Annotated in this window: 17 protein-coding genes and 1 tRNA gene; 11 read left to right on the top strand and 7 right to left on the bottom strand. The window is 70.0% G+C overall.

Annotated elements, in window-relative coordinates; genetic code table 11:
- Positions 1 to 29 precede the first annotated feature (29 nt).
- The 5 genes from IPJ17_04810 (at position 30) to IPJ17_04790 (ending at position 5,244) form a co-directional block, all read left to right on the top strand.
- A complete protein-coding gene (locus IPJ17_04810; protein QQR74910.1) occupies positions 30 to 1,757 on the top strand; it encodes a F0F1 ATP synthase subunit alpha in 1,728 nt (575 codons plus the stop codon).
- Between the two features lie 30 nt (positions 1,758 to 1,787).
- Positions 1,788 to 2,663 (top strand): ATP synthase F1 subunit gamma, encoded by an 876-nt coding sequence (gene atpG, locus IPJ17_04805; GenBank protein QQR74909.1) that lies wholly within the window; start codon positions 1,788 to 1,790, stop codon positions 2,661 to 2,663.
- Positions 2,664 to 2,678: 15 nt separating this feature from the next.
- Entirely contained in the window at positions 2,679 to 4,127 is a 1,449-nt protein-coding gene (atpD, locus tag IPJ17_04800) for a F0F1 ATP synthase subunit beta (protein ID QQR74908.1), read from the top strand.
- A 7-nt stretch (positions 4,128 to 4,134) separates the two neighbouring features.
- Positions 4,135 to 4,542 carry an ATP synthase F1 subunit epsilon gene (atpC, locus tag IPJ17_04795; protein ID QQR74907.1) on the top strand — a complete coding sequence of 136 codons (408 nt, stop codon included), beginning with the start codon at positions 4,135 to 4,137 and terminating at the stop codon, positions 4,540 to 4,542.
- 72 nt (positions 4,543 to 4,614) lie between these two features.
- Entirely contained in the window at positions 4,615 to 5,244 is a 630-nt protein-coding gene (locus IPJ17_04790; GenBank protein QQR74906.1) for a hypothetical protein, read from the top strand.
- Between the two features lie 66 nt (positions 5,245 to 5,310).
- Here the strand turns inward: IPJ17_04790 and IPJ17_04785 are convergent, their stop codons facing one another.
- From IPJ17_04785 to IPJ17_04775, 3 genes are read right to left on the bottom strand one after another with little or no spacing between them, the layout of a single operon-like run.
- Positions 5,311 to 6,039: an RDD family protein gene (locus IPJ17_04785; GenBank protein ID QQR74905.1), complete on the bottom strand. Its 729-nt coding sequence runs from the start codon at positions 6,037 to 6,039 to the stop codon at positions 5,311 to 5,313.
- A complete protein-coding gene (locus IPJ17_04780) occupies positions 6,036 to 8,063 on the bottom strand; it encodes a hypothetical protein (protein QQR74904.1) in 2,028 nt (675 codons plus the stop codon). The genes IPJ17_04785 and IPJ17_04780 overlap by 4 nt, the downstream gene beginning before the upstream one ends.
- Before the next feature lie 45 nt (positions 8,064 to 8,108).
- Positions 8,109 to 9,527, bottom strand: a complete 1,419-nt coding sequence (locus IPJ17_04775) for a hypothetical protein (protein ID QQR74903.1) — start codon at positions 9,525 to 9,527, stop codon at positions 8,109 to 8,111.
- A gap of 12 nt (positions 9,528 to 9,539) precedes the next feature.
- Between IPJ17_04775 and IPJ17_04770 the strand changes: the two genes are divergently transcribed.
- Positions 9,540 to 10,571, top strand: coding sequence for a DUF1573 domain-containing protein (locus IPJ17_04770; protein ID QQR74902.1), 1,032 nt, complete (start codon positions 9,540 to 9,542; stop codon positions 10,569 to 10,571).
- Between the two features lie 99 nt (positions 10,572 to 10,670).
- On the opposite strand, the gene rph is transcribed toward IPJ17_04770, so the two are convergent.
- The 4 genes from rph to IPJ17_04750 all read right to left on the bottom strand — a co-directional run bounded on the left by rph (position 10,671) and on the right by IPJ17_04750 (position 14,561).
- Entirely contained in the window at positions 10,671 to 11,507 is an 837-nt protein-coding gene (gene rph, locus IPJ17_04765) for a ribonuclease PH (protein ID QQR74901.1), read from the bottom strand.
- A gap of 101 nt (positions 11,508 to 11,608) precedes the next feature.
- A complete protein-coding gene (locus IPJ17_04760) occupies positions 11,609 to 12,388 on the bottom strand; it encodes a glutamate racemase (protein QQR76087.1) in 780 nt (259 codons plus the stop codon).
- A gap of 17 nt (positions 12,389 to 12,405) precedes the next feature.
- Positions 12,406 to 13,005 carry a GerMN domain-containing protein gene (locus IPJ17_04755; GenBank protein QQR74900.1) on the bottom strand — a complete coding sequence of 200 codons (600 nt, stop codon included), beginning with the start codon at positions 13,003 to 13,005 and terminating at the stop codon, positions 12,406 to 12,408.
- Positions 13,002 to 14,561: an N-acetylmuramoyl-L-alanine amidase gene (locus IPJ17_04750; GenBank protein QQR74899.1), complete on the bottom strand. Its 1,560-nt coding sequence runs from the start codon at positions 14,559 to 14,561 to the stop codon at positions 13,002 to 13,004. The genes IPJ17_04755 and IPJ17_04750 overlap by 4 nt, the downstream gene beginning before the upstream one ends.
- Positions 14,562 to 14,668: 107 nt before the next feature.
- Between IPJ17_04750 and IPJ17_04745 the strand changes: the two genes are divergently transcribed.
- The 5 genes from IPJ17_04745 to IPJ17_04725 all read left to right on the top strand — a co-directional run bounded on the left by IPJ17_04745 (position 14,669) and on the right by IPJ17_04725 (position 21,611).
- Positions 14,669 to 15,067 carry a VOC family protein gene (locus tag IPJ17_04745; protein QQR74898.1) on the top strand — a complete coding sequence of 133 codons (399 nt, stop codon included), beginning with the start codon at positions 14,669 to 14,671 and terminating at the stop codon, positions 15,065 to 15,067.
- Between the two features lie 54 nt (positions 15,068 to 15,121).
- Positions 15,122 to 15,197, top strand: a tRNA-Glu gene (locus IPJ17_04740).
- Positions 15,198 to 15,935: 738 nt separating this feature from the next.
- Positions 15,936 to 17,270: a TolC family protein gene (locus IPJ17_04735; protein QQR74897.1), complete on the top strand. Its 1,335-nt coding sequence runs from the start codon at positions 15,936 to 15,938 to the stop codon at positions 17,268 to 17,270.
- Positions 17,267 to 18,475, top strand: coding sequence for an efflux RND transporter periplasmic adaptor subunit (locus IPJ17_04730; protein ID QQR74896.1), 1,209 nt, complete (start codon positions 17,267 to 17,269; stop codon positions 18,473 to 18,475). The genes IPJ17_04735 and IPJ17_04730 overlap by 4 nt, the downstream gene beginning before the upstream one ends.
- 7 nt (positions 18,476 to 18,482) lie before the next feature.
- The gene (locus tag IPJ17_04725) at positions 18,483 to 21,611 is read left to right on the top strand and encodes an efflux RND transporter permease subunit (GenBank protein ID QQR74895.1); all 3,129 of its coding nucleotides are present in this window, start codon (positions 18,483 to 18,485) and stop codon (positions 21,609 to 21,611) included.
- The last annotated feature ends 3 nt before the right edge of the window (positions 21,612 to 21,614 follow it).

Below are 21,614 nucleotides of genomic sequence, written 5' to 3'. Positions count from 1 at the left end.
CGGGAACCTGCGAAGGAGCTTTGACGACGATGCGAATCAGGGTCGACGAGATCTCTTCCGTCCTCTCCGAGGAAATCAAGCAGTACCGCAGCCAGGTCGATCTCGGCGAGGTCGGCAAGGTGCTCGAGGTGGGCGACGGCATCGCCCGGGTCTACGGCCTCGGCAACGCGATGTCGAGCGAGTTGCTCCAGTTCTCCAACGGCGCCGCCGGCCAGGTGTTCAACCTGGAGGAGAGCTCGGTGGGCGTCGTCATTCTCGGCGACTACCTCGGCATCAAGGAGGGCGACGAGGTGCGCCGCACCGGCGAGCTCGTCTCCGTGCCCTGCGGCGAGAAGCTGATCGGTCGTGTCGTCGACCCGCTCGGGCGCCCGCTCGACGGCCTCGGCGTCATCGAGACGCCGTTCCGGCGGCCGCTCGAGTGGAAGGCCCCGGGCATCGCCGAGCGCCAGCCGGTCAACGAGCCGTTGCAGACCGGCATCAAGGCGATCGACTCGATGATCCCGATCGGTCGCGGCCAGCGCGAGCTGATCATCGGCGACCGCAAGACCGGCAAGACCGCCATCGCCATCGACGCCATCCTGAGCCAGAAGGGCGGCGACGTCGTCTGCGTCTACGTCGCCGTCGGCCAGAAGGAGTCGACGGTCGTTTCCCTGGTCGAGAAGCTGCGCGAGCACGGGGCGATGGACTACACCATCGTCGTCTCCGCCGGCGCTTCCGATCCGGCGCCGCTGCAGTACATCGCTCCCTACGCCGGCGCCGCGATGGCCGAGTACTTCATGTACCAGGAGGGCCGGGCGACCCTCTGCGTCTACGACGACCTCTCGAAGCAGGCGGCGGCCTACCGTCAGCTCTCGCTGCTGCTGCGCCGGCCGCCGGGCCGTGAGGCCTATCCGGGCGACGTCTTCTACCTGCACTCGCGCCTGCTCGAGCGCTCGGTCAAGCTGCGCGACGAGTACGCCGTGGTGGCCAAGGACGCGCCGGCCGACGCCCGCGATCGCAAGGCCATCCTCAAGCACCCGCAGGGCCTCGCCGCGCCGGCCGAGCACCGCCCGGACGACGAGCGCGGCCTGTTCCACCGCCCGCACGGCAAGGATCGCGCCGCAGCGTGGCTCGCCTCGCTGCCGGAGAAGGACAAGTACCGGGTCCACAAGTTCCCGGACTCCGGCGGCTCGATGACCGCGCTGCCGATCATCGAGACGCTCGAGGGTGAGGTCTCCTCCTACATTCCGACGAACGTGATTTCGATCACCGACGGCCAGATCTACCTCGAGCCCGACCTCTTCTTTGCCGGTGTCCGCCCGGCGGTCAACGTCGGTATCTCGGTGTCGCGCGTCGGCGGCAACGCCCAGCGCAAGGCGATGAAGCGGATCGCCGGCAGCTTGCGACTCGACCTCGCCGCCTTCCGCTCGCTCGAGGCCTTCGCCCAGCTCGGCACCGACGTCGACGCCGCGACCCAGCGGCAGCTCGACCGCGGCCGGCGCATGGTCGAGCTGCTCAAGCAGCCGCAGTACAAGCCGCTCGGCGTGTGGGAGCAGGTGGTCTCGATCTACGCCGGCACGCAGGGCGTGCTCGACGATCTGCCGCTGCCGAAGGTGGCCGCGTTCGAGGCTGCGCTGCTCGCCCACGTGCGCGACGAGCATCCCGAGATCCTCGAGACGATGGCCCGCACCGGCGACCTCGCCGGCGAGTCCGCCGACCGTCTGAAGAAGGTCATCAGCGAGTTCAAGCAGCACTGGCAGCGGAGCCAGGAGGGCTGAGGCGGCGGCCCGCCGCCGAGGAACGAGGTCATGGCCAATCGCCGCGTCCTGGTCAAGCGCCGCCGTTCGGCGCAGAACATCCGCAAGATCACCCGCACGATGCAGCTGGTGGCGACCGCCCGCTTCCAGGCGGCCTTCACCCGCGCCGTCGCCTCCCGGCCGTTCGTCGACAAGCTCGCCGAGCTCGTCGCCGACCTGGGCGGTGCGGGCGAGCTGTCGCATCCGCTGCTCGCCGCCGCCAATCCGCACGCTCCCGAGGCACTGCTGGTGCTGACCAGCAACCGCGGGCTCTGCGGGGGCTACAACGGCAACCTGCTGCGGACGGCCAGCGAGGCGCTGCGCCAGACGCCGGCGGCTCGCACCGAGCTCCACGCCTTCGGCAAGAAGGGCATCGCCTTCTTCCGTTTCACCCGGCGGGAGATGGCGTCCCAGAACATCGAGATCAGCGATTCGCCGCGCTTCGAGCAGGTCGAGCTGGTGGCCCGGGAGCTGATGGAGCGCTTCCGCGCCGGCGAGATCTCCGCCGTCCGCGTCGTCTACATGCGCTTCTTCTCGGCCGGGCTGCAGCGGCCGGAGGTGGTGCAGCTCCTGCCGCTGGTCGCCACCCCCGCGGCGACGACCGGCGGGGCGCCCGCCGCTCCCCGGCGGGGCGAGCTCGAGTTCCACCCCGACGCCAAGTCGCTGCTCGACGACATGCTGCCGACCACCGTCAAGGTCCGCCTCTACCAGGCGTTCCTCGACGCTTCCGTCTCCGAGCAGAGCGCACGGATGGTGGCGATGAAGGCCGCCACCGACGCCGCCGAGGAGATGATTCGCAGCCTCACGCGCCAGTACAACCGCGCCCGGCAGACCCACATCACCATGGAGCTGCTCGACATCATCGGCGGCTCCAACGCCCTGGCTTGAAACGAGAGACCGGACATGGAACAGGCCAACATCGGCAAGATCACCCAGATCATCGGCTCCACCCTCGACGCCCACTTCGACGAGGCGCGGCTGCCGTCGATCTACAACGCCCTGCGCGTCGAGGTCGAGCGCAGCGTGCTCGGCCAGACGACGCGCGAGATCCTCTGGTGCGAGGTCGCCCAGCACCTCGGCGGCGGCAAGGTGCGCGCCGTGGCCCTCGGCTCGACCGACGGTCTGCGACGCGGCCAGGACATCGTCGACACCGGGAGCGCGGTGACGGTCCCCGTCGGTCTCGAGACGCTCGGCCGGGTCTTCAACCTGGTCGGTGAGCCGATCGACGACCGCGGTCCGGTCGACGTCAAGGCGCGGCGCGCCATCCACCAGTTCCCCCCCGAGCTCGCCGACCTCTCGACCAAGACCGAGATCTTCGAGACCGGCATCAAGGTGATCGACCTGCTCTGCCCGCTGGTGCGCGGCGGCAAGGCCGGCCTCTTCGGCGGCGCCGGCGTCGGCAAGACGGTCATCATCCAAGAGCTCATCGCGCGTCTCGCCCGCTTCCACTCCGGCTACTCGTGCTTCGCCGGCGTCGGCGAGCGGACCCGCGAGGGCAACGACCTCTGGCTCGAGATGCAGGAAGCCAAGATCGGCGACACCGGCAAGTCGGTCATCGACCAGACGGTGATGGTCTTCGGCCAGATGAACGAGCCGCCGGGCGCTCGCCTGCGCGTCGCGCTCTCGGCGCTGACCATGGCCGAGCACTTCCGCGACCAGACCGGTGCCGACACGCTTCTCTTCATCGACAACATCTTCCGCTTCACCCAGGCGGGCTCCGAGGTGTCGGCGCTGCTCGGCCGCATGCCGTCGGCGGTGGGCTACCAGCCGACGCTCTCGACCGAGATGGGCGAGTTGCAGGAACGGATCACCTCGACGAATCGCGGCGCCGTGACGTCGATCCAGGCGATCTACGTGCCGGCCGACGACTACACCGACCCCGCGCCGGCCAACGCCTTCACCCACCTCGACTCGACGGTGAACCTCGAGCGCTCGATCTCCGAGAAGGGCATCTACCCGGCGGTCGACCCGCTCGCCTCCTCGAGCCGCCTGCTGTCGCCCGAGTTCGTCGGCGAGCGTCATTACGCCGTGGCCCGGCGGGTGCAGGTGATCCTGCAACGCTACAAGGATCTGCAGGACATCATCGCCATTCTCGGTGTCGACGAGCTGTCGGAGGACGACAAGCTGGTCGTGCGGCGCGCCCGCAAGATCGAGCGCTTCCTCTCCCAGCCGTTCTTCGTCGCCGAGCAGTTCACCGGCTTCGCGGGCAACTACTGCCCCCGCACCGAAACGATCCGCTCCTTCGAGGAGCTCTGCGACGGCAAGTGGGACCATCTGCCGGACCAGGCGTTCATGTACGTGGGCGCGATCGAGGAGGCTGCGGCCAAGGCCGAGAAGATGGCCCAGGAGTAACCCCGTCATGGCCAGCGGCGATACTTTTCAACTCGACGTCGTCACCCCGGAGCGGGTGGTGCTCTCCTGCCGGGCGACCTACGTCTCCTTCCCGGCTTTCGACGGCGAGATGGGCATCCTGCCCCACCGCGCGCCGCTGGTCGCCAAGCTCGGGACCGGCGTGTTGCGGGTCGAATCGGGCGCGAGCGACCACCGCCGCCTGTTCGTCGACGGCGGTTTCGCCCAGATGGCCGGCGAGAAGCTGACCATCCTCACGGAGAGTGCCCGAGAGCCCGAGGCGATCGACCTGGCGGCCGTCGACCGGGAGCTTGCCGCCGCCCGCGCGATCCGCGTGCGCGACGACGCCTCGGTCGAGCGACGCGATCGCTCCTATGCTCGCGTTCGCGCGCAGCGGGCGCTCGCCACCAAGCGTTGACCTGACCCGGCGGTCGCCATCGTGCGACCGCCGGTTTCGCCCGCTCTCCTGCCGAGCGCGTAAGCTCCCCTCATGGAGCCGAGACCCTCGTCCGCCTACGACCCGATCTTCTCGCCGCCGTCTCCCGACGCCGCCGAAGAGGCGGACCGCGGCGACCTCGAACGGGCGCGGCGGGAGTTTCGTGCCGCCAGCCGCCCCTTCCTCCGCACGCCGCTCTCCTGGCTCGTCTGGGGCCTCGTCCTGCCAGCCGCCAGCCTCGCCACGCCGGCGGCCGATCGCCGTGGCGCCGAGTCCGGCGTCCTGCTGCTCTGGTCGGTCGCCGTGCTCGTCGGCGGCGCGCTCGAGCTCGCGGCGCTCTCCCGCACCCGCGCCGTCGGCTCGGCAACACCCCTTGCCTCCTGGGCGCTGCGCGTTCAGGGCAACCTCTCGCTGACCGCGGTGCTGCTCTCCGCCGCGCTCGTCTGGCACGAGGCGGCGGCGCTGCTTCCCGGCCTCTGGCTGCTGCTGTTGGGACACTCGTTCTTTGTGCTCGGCGGCCTGGCCTTCGCGCCGATGCGCACCACCGGGGTGATCTACCAGCTCGGTGGCGCAATCGCCCTCTGGCCTGCCGGGAGCCCCCTGCTCGTGCTCGCCGCGACGACGGCCGCCGGCAATCTCTGGATGGCTTGGTCGATCTGGTCGCGCGACGGCGACGAAGACTGAAACGACGCCGAAACCGGGGTCCCACGACCCGGCTCCTCGCACGGCGAGCGCGGGAGCGGGCCCGACTCAGCTCGCCGCGGAATCGACCGGCAGGGTGAGCGACCCCGAGAGTCGATCGGCGAGGGAACGCCCGCCCAGCGCGAGCAGGCCCGGCAATCCGGCGAGAGCCAGGGTGAGGAGACTGCCGAGCCAGCGACGCGCCGTCTGGCCGAAGGCGAGCGGCTCGGCATCCTCGCTGCGCGCGACGATCCCGGCCCAGACCATCCCCGGCGTCTGTCCCCAGAAGGCGAGCGAGATCACGCTGTAGAGGAACGAGAACGCCGCGACGAAGGCCAGGTAGGCCGGCCAGTCGCTCCAGCGCACCGCCGCCCCCAGGCGCATCGCACCGATCGGCAGCAGCGCGAGAACGGCGACCAGCAGCATTCCGTCGGCGGTCGCGGCCTTGAAACGGGATGCGACCGTCGCGACGTGACCGTCCAGGCTCGCCTCCGTCGCCTCCTGCTCCTCGGCGGACCGGTCTCGCGCCCCCCGAGCCAGGCGGGGCCAGTCGGCCGGCTCGGCCGGCGGGGCCTGGGGCAGGCGCTCGAGAGGAAACGGCACGGTCGGACGGCTCTCCGGCGCCACGCTCTCGGCCTGGAACAGCGGCAGGGTCTCCCGCGTCGCCCCGCGGCGGGTGCCGCGACGGGAAGGCCGCTGGAGCTCCTCGACCCCAGTCTCCTCGGTCGTCTCGTCGGCCGATTGCAGCGGCAGATCGAAGAGACTCGGCTCGTCCGGCGAGGAGGGAGTGTGATTCATCGCGCGGGCAGGTACTTGACGAAGATACGGAACAGGAGATCCTCGCCCCGCTCCTGGTAGGACTTGGTGAAGAGGGCGAGGCGCTGGATCTCGCGGTCGCGCGCGTCGATGTTCAGTGCTTCGCGGAACTTCTCCGCCGCGGCGTTGGCGTCGCCGCGCTGCAGGTCGCGCACCCCGAGGTTGTAATAGGCGTCGACCATCAGCCGCTGCACGTCCCGATTGCGCGGATCGGCCTCTCGCTTGCGCCAGAGGTTGTTCAGCATGAACTCCCACTCGCCACGCCGGAACAGGTCCATCTCCGCGGCCAGTGGCGCCGCGCGCTCGCGGGCCTGCACGGCCAGCGCTGCCGGCTCCGCTTCGAGCGCGGCGAGCGCCGAGGCCTGGTCGAAGAGCATCACGGCGCGGACGTTCTCGCCCTCGGCGAAGGCGGCGCGGGCGGCACTGACCAGCCCGTCTCGCTTGGCGAGGATCTCGGGCGCCGGACCGTCTCCCGGCGGCTTCTTGCCGTCCTCCGCCGACTCCCACTGGGAGATCAGCGTTCGGGCCTCCGCCTGCACCGGACTGTCGGGCGGCAGACGGCGAAGCTGCGCGATGGCCAGGGTCGTCTTTCCTTCGGCATGAAGCGCCCGCGCCCGGGCGATCGGATCCACCACCGCGGCCACCGGCGTCGGTGTCGGCGTCGAGTTCGGGAAGAGGCGCTCGCGGCTCGTCCAGAGGAACCAGGCCCCGACGAGGACCGCCACGAGCACCGCTCCACCCACCAGGACGAACATCCGGCTTCCGCTGCTCGCTCCGCGGCGGGCGGTGACCGCCACCCGGGAGCCGACCGGCGCCGCGCGCTTCATCTCTTCACCGGGATCCGGAGGGACAAAGACCTCCTGCTTCAGCTCGGCCCGGCCACGCGGCTCTTCCTCGCCTCCCGGCGCGGGCCGGGACGGCGCCGGCGGAGGCGAACCGACCGCCGGTCCGAGCTCGGCAGCCGTCACCGCCCCGAGGCGATCGAGGTACTCACGAGCCGCGAAGTAGCTCGGCGCGAGCTCGAGCACACGCTCGAATCCGGCGCGCGCTCCCGCACGGTCTCCCGCCTCGAAACGCGCGGCCGCGTCGTGGAAGACCTCCTCGGCCTCCCGCTCGCGTTCCGCCTTGAGCCGTCGCGCCACTTCGATCTGTTGCGCCGCCTCGCGGTGGTCGATGTCGATCAGGAAGATCCGCGACCAGGCGTCGATGGCCACCTGATACTCGCCACGGTCGAAGGCCGCCTGCCCCTCGTGCATCAGCTCGTCGATCCGGCGGTCGCTCCCGCCGCCGGCATCGCGCGAGCCGGGCCCGAACGGCTCGTCGTCGAGCGCAAGACCGCCCAGGCTGAACGCCCCCGGCTCCACGCCCGGTGCGCCGGCAACCGCCCCGGCAGCCGGCCGCGCCAGGCGCCGGATCTCCTCGATCTCGGGATGGGTCGGGTCGAGCGCTGCGACCTTGCGCAGGAACCCCTCGGCCTCTTCCGCTCGCCCGCCGATCGCCGCTCGCCGAGCCGAGTCGAGGAATGGCCGGATGTACGGCTCCGCCTCGGCCCCGCTCTGCGCCTGCTCGGCGAGCCGGCGCAGCTCCGGATCTCCCTGCACCGCGAGCGCCTCGGATTCGGCCAGCCGCAGCGCATCGTCGAAGCGACGCTGCCCCACCAGGCTCGTCAGCTGGCTCTTGAGCTCGGCGGCATCCATGCCGAATTCCGGAAGCAGCGGCAGCTCGGGGAGATCCAGATCGTCCTCGGCCCCCCACTCTCGCTCCGCGGGGGCCGGCGCCAGGAACGACGAGACGTCAACGGGACCGGTCGCCGTCGCCAGTCGGTCGGCGAGCTGGCGAGCCGGAGCGAAATCCGGGTCGAGCCGGAGGACGAAGTCGCAGCCGAGGAGAGCCTCCTTGAGGCTGCCCTTGCCGGCGAGATCGAGCGTCTGGCGGAAGGTGCCTTCGACGCGCTGCTGGATCTCGGGGGCGAGCGAGGAGTTTCCGGGATAGGTCGGGTTCGCCATCACCTGCTCTCGCTGCGGAATGTCGGTCGCATGGTAGCAAAGGCCTCAGGGGTGGACAACTTGATCCCGACGCTCTTCCAGGCCGGCGAGGAGGCGCCGCGGCAGTTGGCCGAAGCTGCCCGACGACATCGTCACCAGCACGTCGCCCGCCCGGGCTCCGGCAAGCGCCGCCTCGAGCAGCTGGTCGAAACTCTCGCAGGCCCTCGCCGGATGCCCACTCGCGACCAGGTCGGCGACGAGCCCTGGCAGATCGAGTCGCTCGTCGGGAGCGAGTCGATCCCGGTGGAAGAGCGGCGCGAAGAGCGTTTCGTCGGCCCGACAGAAGGCCTCGAAGTAGGCCTCTCGCAACATCGCCCGGCCCGCGGTGAGGCTGCGCGGCTCGAACATCGCCACCAGGCGGCGGCCCGGGAAGCGCTCACGCAGGGCTTCCAGCGTGCAGCCCACGGCGGTCGGATGATGGGCGAAGTCGTCGACCACGACGATCCCGCCGACCTCGCCGACCACCTCCTGGCGTCGCTTCACGCCGTGAAAGCGCCCGAACGCCGCGGCGAGCTCCGGCGCGCTGATCCCGTCGGCGCGTGCCGCCGCCCACACCCCGAGAGCGTTCGTCGCGTTGTGGCGCCCCCAGATCGGCAGCGTCACCTCCACCGTCCCGGCCTGGCGATCGGCGACCTGGAGGCGAAGCCCCGCGTCGCCGAACTCCGGCGGCGCGGCGAGGCCCACCTCGTTGCCCGGCGTCAGGCCGTAGAAGGTCACCGGGCAACGCGCCTCGCCCGCGAGCTCGCGCACCGCCGCGGAGTCGCCGCACGCCACGAGGCGTCCGCTCGGCGGCAGCAGCGCGATCAGGCGGGAGAAGGCGGCGCGGAGGCTGGCGAAGTCGGGGTAGAGATCGGCATGGTCGTGCTCGAGGCTGGTCAGCAGCACGGTCTCCGGCCGGTAGTGCAGGAACTTCGCCCCGCGGTCGAAGTAAGCGGCGTTGTACTCGTCGCCCTCGATGACGAAGCGTTCGCCGGCACCGTGAGCGAAGCTCCCCGGCAGATCGAGCGGCAGGCCGCCGATGAGATAGCCCGGGGCACGCCCACAGGCCGCGTAGGCCCACGCGGCCATCGCCGTCGTCGTCGTCTTGCCGTGCGTCCCGGCGACGACCAGCGGACGGCGATCGGCGAGGAAGAAGCGCGCCATCGCCTCCGGCATCGACAGCCGCGGCAGGGCGAGCTCCTCGGCCCGGACCGCCTCGACGTTGTCGCGCCGCACGGCGTTGCCGACGACGACGAGGCCGGGACGTGGCTCGAGGTGGGCCGGGTCGAATCCGACGAGCGGCTCGATGCCCGCCTCGCCGAGCAGCGTGCTCATGGGAGGATAGAGGGGGCCATCCGACCCGGTCACCCGGTGGCCCTGACTTTGCAGGAGACAGGCGAGCGGCGCCATGCCGGTGCCGCCGATTGCGATCAGGTGGATGTGCATGGAGAGGGCGCGATGACGAATTCGACTCGAACTGCCATTTTGACACAGCTCCTGGGGCTGTTCGCGGCGACGCTTCTCGTCGCTCAGGAGCCCGCCGCCAAGCCCCAGCCCCAACCGCGCGCCTCCGTCGCCGAATCGGTCCACGACGCCGGCAGCATCGGCAAGGGCGAGAAGGTCAGCTTCGACTTCGTGATCCAGAACGAGGGCGACGCCGAGTTGCAGATCCTCGAGGTCGTGCCGTCGTGCGGCTGCACGGTGGCGAGCTTCGACAAGACGATCGCCCCCGGCGCCTCCGGCAAGGTGCACGCGGAAGTCGACACGACGAGCTTTCTCGGCCCGATCGCCAAGAGCATCACCGTGCTCACCAACGACCCGGCCAACCCGCGCTTCCAGCTCACGCTCCAGGCCGACGTGAAGTCCCACGTCTTCGCTCAGCCCGGTTACGCACGGTTCATCTACGTCCAAGGGCTTCCCGCCGGGACGATCAAGCAGCAGATCTGGTCGAGCGATCTTGCCGACTTCAAGGTTCTCGGCGTCACCTCGCCCTATCCCTTCGTCACGGCGAGCTTCCACGAGGCGGCCGAGGCCGAGCGCAAGGCGGAGGTCCCGGGGAAGCAGTGGATCGTCGAGACGAAGATCCTCCCCGACGCTGCCGTCGGCGCCCTGACCGAGTCGATGGTCGTCCGGACGAACCACCCGAAGCAGCCCGAGATCACCATCCCGATCTCCGGGTTCGTCCGCCCGCTTCTTGCGGCCACCCCTCCGGTCGTCGACTTCGGTTCGGTCGAGCTGACCGAAGCCAAGCGGGTGAGCATCACCCTGGTCAACTTCGACGAAGCGGCGATTGAGATTCAGAAGGTCGAGTCGACGCTGGCCGGGATCGAGACCTCGGTACAGGTCACCCAACCGGGACACCGCTTCCAGGTGCGCCTGCTGCTCAAGCCCGAGATGGCCAAGGGCGCCGTCTCCGGGGTGGTCAAGGTCTACACCACGAGCGAGAAGAAGCCGATCTTCGAGATCCCGGTCAAGGGCACGGTCCTCTGAGCACCGCCGCGGATCGGCCCGGCAACCGCCGGCCGGTCCGCGCCCTTTCGGCCGAGCCACGCGACCCGGCTTCGTCGTCCCGCGTTCTTCCGGACCCGGCTACCCGGCCGGCTGTCCGCGCCACAGATCGCGTTCGTCGCGCGCCGGTGCGCTCCGGCGCCGGCCCCGCTGTCGCAGCGCTTCGACTTCGGCGAGCATCGCCGCCACCTCCTGGCTCTGCAGCGCCGCCAGTCGCTCGATCCCGGCGAAGGCCAGGTCGAGGAGCGCGTCGAGCTCGGCGCGGGAGAAGCGGCGGCGTTCCGCCGTGCCCTGGATCTCGATGAGCTCACGCTCCGCCGTCGCCACGACGTTCATGTCGACGTCCGCACGCTGGTCTTCGTCGTAGTCGAGATCGAGCAGCGGAACACCGTCGCAGATCCCCACCGAGACGGCGGCCACCGTTGCCGTGACCGGCCACTGCGCCAGGTCGCCGGCGAGGAAGAGCTTGGCGAGCGCCTGCACCAGCGCCACGTAGCCGCCGGTGATCGCCGCGCAGCGCGTCCCCGCATCCGCCTGCAAGACGTCGCAGTCGACGATCACCGAACGCTCGCCGAGCTTGCCGAGGTCGATGACCGAACGCAGGCTGCGACCGACCAGTCGCTGGATCTCCGAGCTGCGTCCGGACGGCCGCCCGGCCTGGACCTCCCGCTGCGAGCGCGTCGAGGTCGCGCGCGGCAGCATCGCGTACTCGGCCGTCACCCATCCCTGCCCTTTTCCGGCGAGAAACGACGGCACACGGTTCTCCACCGTGGCGGCGACGAGCACGCGGGTGTCGCCCGCCTCGATCAGGACGGAGCCTTCGGCATGCTTGAGGACACCGCTCTCGAAGCGGACGGGGCGGAGGGCGTCGGCGGGACGTTCGTCGCGACGGCGGAGGGCGTTGGGGAAGGAGCTCATGGCGGGCATCCTATCCGCCTCGGCCGATGGCGCTCGGTCCGCGCCGACGCCGCGGCGCAAGGTCGCGACCTCGCCGCGGGTGCGGCCGGCCTCGATCCCGGTCAGACCAGCTCGACGAGCTCGAGCGACACCGCGCTCCCGAGGATGCGTTCGGCAAGGCGACCGAAACGCTCGGCGGCGTCGGTGATCAGGAAGTGATCCTCCCCGCTCCTGGCGCCGGCCAACAGGCCGCGCCCGGCAAGCTCCGCGGCGAGCTCGCTCGCCACCGCTTCGCCCGAGTCGACCAGCTTCACGCCGTCGCCGAGCAGGCGGCGCAATACCGGCGCGAGCAGCGGGTAGTGCGTGCAGCCGAGCACCAGCGTGTCGATCTTCCGGGCGAGCAGTGGGGCGAGGTAGCGCTCGGCGACCAGATGAGTCACCGGGTCTTCGAGCCACCCCTCCTCGACCAGCGGAACGAAGAGCGGACAAGCCTGACCCACCACCTCGAGCTCCGGTCGGCGCCGGCGCAGCGCCTCACCGTAGGCATCCGAGCGGATCGTCGACTCGGTGGCGATGACGCCGACGCGGCCCGCGCTCGCCGCGGCGGCACGCGCGGCGCCAGGTTCGATCACCCCCCAGACCGGCACCGGGCTGGCAAGCTCCGGCAGGGCGAGCGCCGACGCCGTGTTGCAGGCCACCACCACCGCCTTGACGCCGCGCTCCACCAGCAGGTCGACGTTGCGCTGCGTGTAGCGCGCCACCGTCGCGGCGGACTTCGTTCCGTAGGGAAGGCGCGCGGTGTCGCCGAGATAGAGCACGGTCTCGTCGGGCAGGTGGCGGCGCAGCGCCGAAACCACCGTCAACCCGCCGACTCCGGAGTCGAACACGCCGATCGGCTGCATCACGACGAGCGCCGCGCTCAGGGCGGCGAGGTCAGCAGTTGGCGGTTGGCGACCAGCGGTGAGCCGGTGTTGACGTGCCCCGAGAGCGATGGCCGCTGTTCGCCGTTCCAGAGGAGCACGACCCGTTCGGCCTCCGGCAGGTTCCACACGACGCTGTCGACGAGCGCGAAGACGCTCAGCATCTCCATCTCCGAGCCGGTCGCCGGCGGCGGGGCCCCATCGGCACCGCGCAGGTCGATGTAGGCCGTGCCGTCTGGCAGCACGAGAGCGCGTCCCAAGGTCACCTCGGCGGGAAAGGCCCGCACCAGGCCCGAGCGCGTCGGGCCGTCGAGCAGCGCGCGCACCAGGCGGCCCGCCGCCTCCGATGGCGACCCTCCGGCCATGAGCTCACGCGGCTCGGGCACCAGCAAGGCGTTCTCGGAAGGGAAGTAGAGCTTGACCTCCCAAGGGACGTCGGCGGCTGGAGCCGACGGCACGTCGTGCGGTACGGCAGCCGCTTCGGCCGGAGGGGTGGGGACGGGGAACCCTCCTCGCCGGTTCAGCAGGAAGTAGCCGACGCCGACCGCCAGGGCGCCGAGCAGCGCACCGACGAGGATCGCCACGAAGCGCCGGCTCACGGCGCCCCCACGACCGCGGCGGGCGACGCCGGAACGGCCGGCTCGGCGCTCCCTTCCGTCTCCGCCTTGAATCGCGAGATGGCGCGGACCAACGCCTCGGCGAGCGCGGCGCGGTAGGCCGGCGTGCGGAGCTTCTCCTCCTCCTCGCGCGTCGAGATGAAGCCGAGCTCGACGAGCACCGCCGGCATCGCCGCTCCCATGAGCACTCGGAAGGGCGCCTGCTTGACCCCACGGTCGGTGAGCTGGAGCTCCGTGTTGAGCTCTTCCTGGATAACCGCGGCGAGGCGCTGGCTCGCCGCGAGATGCTGGCTCTGGGCGAGGTCCCAGAGGATGAGCTGCAGGCCGGGATCGAGCCCTTCGGCTCCCGGCGTCGGCGCGGCCAGGTTCTCCACCTCCGCCGTGCTCGCCGCCCGCTGGTCGCTCGCCTTGAGGCTCAGCAAGTAGGTCTCAGCTCCCCGCGCCCCACCCCGTGGCGAGGAGTTGAGATGGATCGAGACGAAGAGGTCGGCCTTGTTCTGGTTGGCCAAGGCCGCACGGTCGTCGAGCCCGAGATCGACGTCCTCGGTCCGGGTGAGCAGCACCTTGGTCCCGAGCCGCTGCGCGAGCCGCCCCTGGAGCTCCTGGGCGATCTGCAGCGTCAGCTCCTTCTCGGCCGTTCCCGCCGGTCCGATCGCCCCGGTCTCCGAACCGCCGTGGCCGGGGTCGAGCACGATGGTCCGCAGCTCCCGCCGGCGCGGTGCCGTCGCGCCACCCGCTGCCGGTGCGCCGGGCACCGCCTCGTCCTGGTGCACGATGTCGAAGACCAGCCGGAACGGCTCGCGGAGCTCGTAGTGGTCGGCACGGCAGCCGGGCGCGAGCTCGATGCGGATCCGATCGCTGGCGATGCCGATCTCGCGCACCAGCGGATCGTCGCCCCACTCCTTGCGCGCCGGCGCGATCACCCGGTCGCCGAGGAGCTCGACGTCGACGCCACCTTGCCGAACCCGGACGCGATAGCGCGGCGGCTCGGGAAAGCGCAGGACGAGGGTGCTGATCCCCTGGAGATTGACCAGGTCGACCGCGAGGGGCAGGTCGCGCGCCTGTGGCCGATTGACCCGCAGGCTGCCGCCGTCTTTCCATTCGAAGCCGATGCCGAGCACGGCGCCGAAGGTGCGCTGCAGCAGGTCGATCGGCACGAAGAGCTCGCCGTCGACGACCACCGGCGCCTGCGACAGGGCGAGGATCTCGTCACCGATGGTCAGCGAGGGGCTCCCCGGGGCCAACAGGGTCTTCGACTCGCCGAGAAGGAGGCCGTAGCCCTCACCGAGGGCCGCCGGCTCGAGCTGTCCACCGAGGCGGGCCACGACCGGCGTCAACGCGACGAGCGGACCGGCGGTGGTCATCGCCCAGTCGAGCGGGCGACTCTGCTGTTCGACCACCAACTCGCCGGTGCCGCGGCCGGTGAGGGCCGCCGGAGGGGTGGTGGGGGGCTCGGGCGGGGCCTCCTGGGCAAGGACGCCGGCCGCCGCGAAGAGAGAGGCGACGACGAAAAGCGCGCGAGAGCGGAGCGCGGTCACGTCCGCGGAGGATAGCATTAGGGCGTCGCGCGATCTGGCGTCGCCGCCGCGAGGTGTAGGATGCTCGGCGTCGATCGGAATCACGCGAGGTCCGCAGGAGAGACGGCATGGAGATCCGGCAATTCCGCGTGGTGGTGCGCGCCCGCGACTTCGAGCGCACCTGCCGCTTCTACGGCGAGGTCCTGGCGTTCCCCCGCCTCCAGAGCTGGGATCGCGAGGACAGCCGTGGCGCGCTCTATCAGGCGGGTGCGGGAGCGATCGAGGTGCTCGGCCGCGGTCACGGCGCTCGCCTCGACGGACGCGACGAGGCGTTCGACTACGAGGGGCCGGAGCAGAAGCTCGCCCTCTCCTTCGTCGTCGCCTCGGTCGAGAAGGCTTACGAGGAGATCTCGTTCCGTGAACGCAACATCCCCGGCGGTCTGATCCGCGAACGCGACGGCTCGACGGTCTTCCAGACGCACGACCCGGACGGCGTCCGCCTGTCCTTCCGCCAGAACGGCGCCTGACTCTTGGCCGCCACGCGCGGTCCTGCTATAGTTCCCCGGCCCTTCGGGGCGTCTGGCGCATTCGTCTAGTGGACTAGGACGCTGGCCTCTCACGCCGGTAACACGGGTTCGAATCCCGTATGCGCTACCAGCATCTAAACCACCTAAATCAAGGGATTTATTGTGTCTCGATGCATCGCGGCGATGCTTCTGACCTTCTATTCTTCGGAACCGCGAGGTCGATCTTGTCGGGGCTGCCTTGCCGCGAACGAACGCGAGCATTTTCTGCCTTCCGGCGCACCGCCGGATGACGGCGAGGGCGTACGGGAATCTTGGGGAGCGCTTCGATAGGTCCACCGCCAAAGTCGAACGAGAGTCATTGCCTCGCTGGCGGACGGCGTGGCCGCTGCGATACTCTCCGCCGGTGATTTGGCTCCGTCGCATCGCCGCCACCTTGGCGCTTCTCGTCGCCTTACCGGGCGCGGGCGAAGCCCTCGAGAACGTGGTGCATATCGTCGCGCATGGCCACACGGCGCATGCCGACGGTACCTCGGACCGTCACCAGCCTCCAGGGCGTGAGCATGGCTGCTCGGGAGCGTTCCACCTCTGCCACTGTTGCCCCTCGGCATCTGCCGTGCTGAGCTCCGCAGGGAACCTTCAGCAGGTCCAGACCGCTCGAATCGCAGCACCCTCAGCGTTCGCCGAGCCGGCTTCGTTCACGCACGCCACGCCCGAACGCCCTCCTCGCACCTAGCTCTCCGACCGTAGTTCCGCAAGCGCGAGGGTCGAGCTCGACCGGTCGCGGCGCTGCGCGCCGCACCCTCGTGCCATGCCGGATGGGCCACAGCGCGCCTCGGTCGCGCGCGTGGCCGTCATCGGAGAGCACAACTTGGCCTACTCATCTCCTTCGCGTCGGCGCCTGCGCCGGCTCGAAATCAGCCTTCTGCTCGGTTGCCTTCTGGCGAGCCCGAATGCCCGGGCTCAGCCGGCGGCGGTTGATCCTGCCGCGGCCGGCCTGACCATCGACCGGGCGATCGCGCTCGCGTTCGAGCGCAGCCCGCAGGTTCAGTCCCAGTCAGCGGACCTCCGCCGAGCTGAGGCCGAGCTCCTGGGTTCGCGCGTCTATCCCTTCAACCCTGTCATCGAGGCCTCGCGAGCACGACGCGACGATGGTCAGGAGCAGACTCATGATCGCGAGCTCGGGATCTCGCAGGAATTCGAAATCGCCGGCCAGCGCGGCAAGCGCATCGCCGCTGCGTCCAGTTCTCTCGACGCCATTCGCCTGCGCGTCTCGCGGGCGCGCCAGGAGCTCGCGGCGAGCGTCGGCGAAGCCTTCGTCGTCGCCCTTCAGGCTCGCGAGCTCGAGAAGCTGGCGAGATTCGAGCAGGACATTGCTCGCAACCTCGCAGAGTTCGAGCAGCGACGGCTGGACGCCGGCGCCGGGACGCTCGTCGACTTGAACCTCGCGCGGGCCGCGGAAGGGCGCGCCGAGCGGAAGGTGGAGCTTGCCATCGCGGCCGCGATCGCCGCCCGGGCGAAAGTGGCCGAGCGGATCGGACTGTCACCCGCCGAGCTTCCGAAGCTGGAGGGTGACCTCCCCGAGTCGTGGCCCAGCGCGGCTCCTGTCGAGGACCTCGAGGCGCGGGCGCTGGACCAGCGGCAAGACCTGGCGGGGCTGAAGATCGAGATCGAGACCGCCGCGGCTCGCCTGCGGCTCGAGCAGTCGCTCGCCGCTCCGAACCTGGTGCTCGGTGTGGCGACCGGTCGCGAAGCGGACCGAGAGGATCTCACCACCGTCCTTGCCGGCGTGACCATCCCGCTCTTCGCCCGTAACCAGGGGGGCGTCGCCGCTGCGCGTGCGAGCCAGGAGGGCGCGGCGGCCCAGCTGGCGCTGGCCACCGTCGCCCTTCGCGCCGAGGTGGCGACAGCGGCCAGCCGCTACCAGGCCACGACGCGCGCACTCGCGGTCTTCCGCGAGACTGTCGCCGGAACCCTGGACGAGAATCTCGCGCTGGTCCAGAAGGCCTTCGCCAGCGGCAAGCTTCGCGCCAGCGAGGTGCTGGTGTTCCGGCGCGAGTTCGTCGACAGCCGGCGAGAGCTGATCGAGGCTACCGCCGATGCCTGGCTCGCCAAAATCGCCCTGGATCTCGCCACCGGAGACACGCAGATTCCCGCGCCGGTCCCCAATTCGCCCTCTTCGACGCCTCCGGAGACCTCCCGATGACCCGGCTCGTTCGCACCGCCGCATCTACCTGCCTTGCGATTCTCGGTCTGAGCCTCGGCGCTTGCGACCGAGCCGCCGTCCCTAACGCCGAAACCACCGTGAAGGAGAGCCCCTCCGGAGACGCCAAGAGGATCATCCACCTTGCACCAGAAGCATTGGTCAGCGCTGGCATCACGCTCGGTGCCGCCGAGCTCCGCCCCCTCCACACCCAGATCGAGACCACCGGCTCGGTCGACTTCGACCAGCGGCTGTTCGCGCACGTGAGCCCTCGGGTGGGTGGCCGCGTCGAAGCCGCCCTCGCGGAGGCCGGCGACTTCGTGCGATCCGGGCAGGTCCTCGCGCGCGTCGACTCGATCGCTCTCGGCGAGGCGATCGGCGAGTACCTCCAGGCACGAGCGCGAGCGGAGCTGGCCCGGGAGACCTTCGAGCGTGAACGGGGCCTGTTCGCCGATCGCGTCTCCTCGCAACAGGAGATGCTGTCCGCCCAGGCCGCGGCCCGCGAAGCCGACGCCGCGCTGCGCGGCGCCGAAGAGCACCTCCATCTTCTCGGACTCTCGGACGACCAGGTGCAGGCCCTCGGGTACGATCAGCCGCGAGCCTCGATCTACGAGGTCCGGGCGCCTTTCGCGGGCACGATCGTCGAGCGTCACGCCACGCTGGGAGAGATGGTCGAGCCTCAGGCGCCACTCTTCCAGATCGCCGACCTGTCACGGGTCTGGGTGTGGATCGACGTCTTCGAGCGGGACCTCGCGCGCGTCCACTTAGGGGACGATGTCGAGCTCCACGTCGAGGCCTTTCCGGGGGTCGCCTTCGAGGGCAAGCTGGTCTACCTCGGGAGCCGCGTCGAGACCGAAAGCCGCACGGCCCGCGCGCGCATCGAGGTGCCGAATCCCGACGGCAGGCTCCGTCCCGGCATGTTCGCCCGCGTCCGGATCTCGGACCCTCATGCCGCCGACGGCAAGGCGGAGTCCGTGTCCGTGTTGGCCGTGCCCGAAAGTGCCCTGCAACGCGAGGGAGACGACTTCGTCGCTTTCGTCGCACTCGGGGACGGGAGGTTTGAGTCGCGAAAAGTCCGCACCGGGAGAAAGGGCGATGGCTTCGTCGAAATTCTCGATGGGCTGTCCGCCGGCGAGTCCGTGGCGGTTTCGGGCACGTTCGTCCTGAAGTCCGAGGCTTCGAAAGAGAGCCTCGGGGGCGAGGAGTGACCCGCTCATGATTCGCCGAATCATCGACATCTCGCTCGACAATCGCTTTCTCGTCATCGTCCTCTGGTTGCTGGTCGGCCTGGGTGGAATCCACGCTCTCGCCGACCTGCCCATCGATGCCGTCCCGGACGTGACGAACGTCCAGGTCCAGGTTCTCACCAACAGCCCCGGGCTCGCACCCGAGGAGGTCGAGAAGTTCGTCACCTTCCCGGTCGAAACCGCGATGAGCGGCCTGCCGAAGGTCCATGAGATTCGCTCGATCTCGCGGTTCGGCCTTTCCGCGGTGACCGTGGTCTTCGAGGAGGACTCCGACATCTACTGGGCCCGCCAGCTCGTTGGCGAGCGCCTCAATGAGGCGCAGGAGGCGATTCCGGCGGGGTACGGCACCCCGGAAATGGGGCCGATCTCGACCGGTCTCGGCGAGATCTACCAGTTCGAGGTGCGGGGCGAGCCCGCGTGTGCCGCCGGGGCGCCGGATCGCCCCGACTGCTACACGCCGATGGAGCTTCGCACGCTGCTCGACTGGGTCGTCAACTATCAGCTCCGCTCGGTCCCGGGCGTGGTCGAGGTCAATTCCTTTGGCGGCGAGCTGAAGACCTACCAAGTGACGCTCGACCCCGACCGGCTCGTCGCTTACGGGCTCTCGGTCGGCGACGTTTCCCGCGCCCTGGGCGCCAACAATCGCAACGTCGGCGGCGGCTACATCGAGCACCGCGGGGAGCAGTACGTCGTCCGCGGCGAAGGGCTGGTCGAGCGACTCGAGGACCTCGGAGAGGTCGTGCTCTCGCACGACGAGCGTGGGACGCCGGTCTACGTGCGCGACGTGGCCAAGCTCGAGTTCGCGCCGATGATCCGCCAGGGGGCAGTGACGCGCGACGGGCGCGGCGAGGCGGTTGTGGGCGTGGTGATGATGTTGATGGGCGAGAACTCGCGTGCCGTCACCGAGGGGGTCAAGGCCAAGATCGAGGAGATACGCAAGACGCTTCCCGCGGGCGTGACGATCGACACCTTCTACGATCGTACGGAGCTCGTCCACCGCACCATCCGCACCGTCGCGACGAACCTCGCCGAGGGCGGCCTGCTCGTCGTGCTGGTTCTCCTCGTTCTTCTCGGGAGCTTCCGTGCCGGCCTGATCGCCGCCATCTCCATCCCGCTGTCGCTCCTGGGCGCCTTCATCCTGATGCGCTGGTACGGGATCTCCGCCAACCTGATGAGCCTCGGCTCGATCGACTTCGGGCTGGTGGTCGACGGCTCGGTGATCCTCATCGAGAACGTCCTCCGACGTCTCCACGAGCGACGCCACGAGGCCGAGTCCCTCCTCGAGAAGGTACGGGCGGCAGCCCAGGAGGTCTCCCGCCCGGTGGTCTTCGCCGTCGGGATCATCGCCATCGTCTTCCTGCCGATCCTGGCTCTGCGCGGCATCGAGGGAAAGATGTTCCGTCCGATGGCGACCGCGCTGATCTTCGTGCTCGGGTTCTCCCTGGCCTGCGCGCTGACGTTGGTCCCAGTGCTCTCGTCGTTCTTTCTCGGCAGGGTCTCGGAAAACGAGCCGCGCATCTTCAGCTGGCTGCATGCCGTCTACCCTGGCGCCCTCGTTCGGGCCCTGTCTCGCCGCGGCTGGACGGTCGCCACCGCGGCGACGGTTTTGGTTGTGGCCGTGGCGATTGCCCCGTTCCTGGGCGGCGAGTTCATTCCTCGCTTGGACGAAGGCACGATTGCCCTTCAGATCTGGCGCCTCCCCAGCATCTCGCTCGAGGAATCCAACCGGATCAGCACCGAGGTCGAAAAGGTGATCCGGGCAGAATTCCCGGAGGTGAAGACCATCGTCTCCCGGACCGGCCGCCCCGAAATCGCCACCGATCCGATGGGCGTCGAGGTCAGCGACACCTACATCGTCCTGAAGCCGGGCGACCACGAGCGCTTCCCGGACCGCGAGTCTCTGGTCGCCGCGCTCGACGAGGCCCTGGGAGCGAAGGTCCCAGGCGCGGTCTACAGCTTTTCGCAACCGATCGAGCTTCGGGTCTCCGAGCTCATCTCTGGCGTCCGCTCCGACGTCGCCGTTCACCTGTACGGCGACGACCTCACGCTCCTCAAGACCAAGGCCGACGAGATCGTGCGCGTCCTCTCGCGGGTCCCTGGTGCGGCGGACGTGAAGGCCGAGCAGACACAGGGCCTGCCCATGCTCCGAGTGCGCATCGACCGGGATGCCATCGCTCGATACGGGGTCAACGCGGACGACGCGCTTGAGGTGGTCGAGGCGATCGGGGGTCGGACGGTCGGTACGGTGATCGAAGGCCAGAAGCGCTTCGATATCCAGGTCCGCTTCGATCCGTCCGTAAGGCGCGGTCTGGAACGCATAGCGGATCTCCGGGTCGCGGCACCGGGGGTGGCAGGTGGACCCCCGCGCCTCCTGCCTCTTTCCCAGTTGGCAGCGGTCACCGTCCAAGACGGACCGGCGCAGATCAGCCGCGACCGCATCAGCCGCCGAATCAACGTCGAGCTCAACGTCCGGGGACGAGACCTCGCGACGTTCGTGGCCGACGCGCAGCGGGCTGTCGAAGCCGGGGTCAAGCTGCCGACGGGCTGGACCGTCGAGTGGGGCGGCCAATTCGAGAATCTCCGCGAGGCCTCGGCCCGGCTGGCGGTGCTGCTGCCGCTCGCCCTCCTGATCGTGTTCCTGCTGCTCTACACCACCTTCGGCTCGGCCCGACTAGGCACGCTCATCTTCCTCAACGTGCCGATCGCGGCGACCGGGGGCGTGGTCGCGCTCGCCCTGCGGGGCTATCCGTTCTCGATCTCGGCAGGCGTCGGCTTCATCGCCCTCGTCGGCGTCGCGACGATGAACGGCCTCGTCCTCGTCTCCCACGTCGAGAAGCTCCGCCAGATGGGCATGACGCTCGAGGACGCCCTGCTCAGGGGTGCCACCGAGAAGATGAGGGCGATGGTCCTCGCTCCCTTCGTCGCCGGCCTCGGCTTCCTGCCGATGGCGGTGTCGTCGAGTGCCGGCGCCGAGGTCCAGCGGCCTCTCGCCACCGTGGTGATCGGCGGTCTCGTGACGTCGACGCTGCTCACCCTCTTCGTCCTGCCGGTGCTCTACCGGTTCTTCGCGGCCCGAGCCGCCGAAATCGAGATCTAGGAG

The organism is Holophagales bacterium (assembly GCA_016699405.1).
Lineage (GTDB): Bacteria > Acidobacteriota > Thermoanaerobaculia > Multivoradales > JAGPDF01 > JAAYLR01.
The sequence above is the reverse complement of the archived record's forward strand: the minus strand, read 5'-3'. Positions and strand labels throughout refer to the sequence as shown.

Excerpts from the sequence above, each read along its gene's own strand:
- IPJ17_04810 (QQR74910.1), top strand. The coding sequence starts at position 30 with ATGCGAATCAGGGTCGACGAGATCTCTTCCGTCCTCTCCGAGGAAATC.
- atpG (QQR74909.1), top strand. The coding sequence starts at position 1,788 with ATGGCCAATCGCCGCGTCCTGGTCAAGCGCCGCCGTTCGGCGCAGAAC.
- atpD (QQR74908.1), top strand. The coding sequence starts at position 2,679 with ATGGAACAGGCCAACATCGGCAAGATCACCCAGATCATCGGCTCCACC.
- atpC (QQR74907.1), top strand. The coding sequence starts at position 4,135 with ATGGCCAGCGGCGATACTTTTCAACTCGACGTCGTCACCCCGGAGCGG.
- IPJ17_04790 (QQR74906.1), top strand. The coding sequence starts at position 4,615 with ATGGAGCCGAGACCCTCGTCCGCCTACGACCCGATCTTCTCGCCGCCG.
- IPJ17_04785 (QQR74905.1), bottom strand. The coding sequence starts at position 6,039 with ATGAATCACACTCCCTCCTCGCCGGACGAGCCGAGTCTCTTCGATCTG.
- IPJ17_04780 (QQR74904.1), bottom strand. The coding sequence starts at position 8,063 with ATGGCGAACCCGACCTATCCCGGAAACTCCTCGCTCGCCCCCGAGATC.
- IPJ17_04775 (QQR74903.1), bottom strand. The coding sequence starts at position 9,527 with ATGCACATCCACCTGATCGCAATCGGCGGCACCGGCATGGCGCCGCTC.
- IPJ17_04770 (QQR74902.1), top strand. The coding sequence starts at position 9,540 with ATGACGAATTCGACTCGAACTGCCATTTTGACACAGCTCCTGGGGCTG.
- rph (QQR74901.1), bottom strand. The coding sequence starts at position 11,507 with ATGAGCTCCTTCCCCAACGCCCTCCGCCGTCGCGACGAACGTCCCGCC.
- IPJ17_04760 (QQR76087.1), bottom strand. The coding sequence starts at position 12,388 with ATGCAGCCGATCGGCGTGTTCGACTCCGGAGTCGGCGGGTTGACGGTG.
- IPJ17_04745 (QQR74898.1), top strand. The coding sequence starts at position 14,669 with ATGGAGATCCGGCAATTCCGCGTGGTGGTGCGCGCCCGCGACTTCGAG.
- IPJ17_04730 (QQR74896.1), top strand. The coding sequence starts at position 17,267 with ATGACCCGGCTCGTTCGCACCGCCGCATCTACCTGCCTTGCGATTCTC.
- IPJ17_04725 (QQR74895.1), top strand. The coding sequence starts at position 18,483 with ATGATTCGCCGAATCATCGACATCTCGCTCGACAATCGCTTTCTCGTC.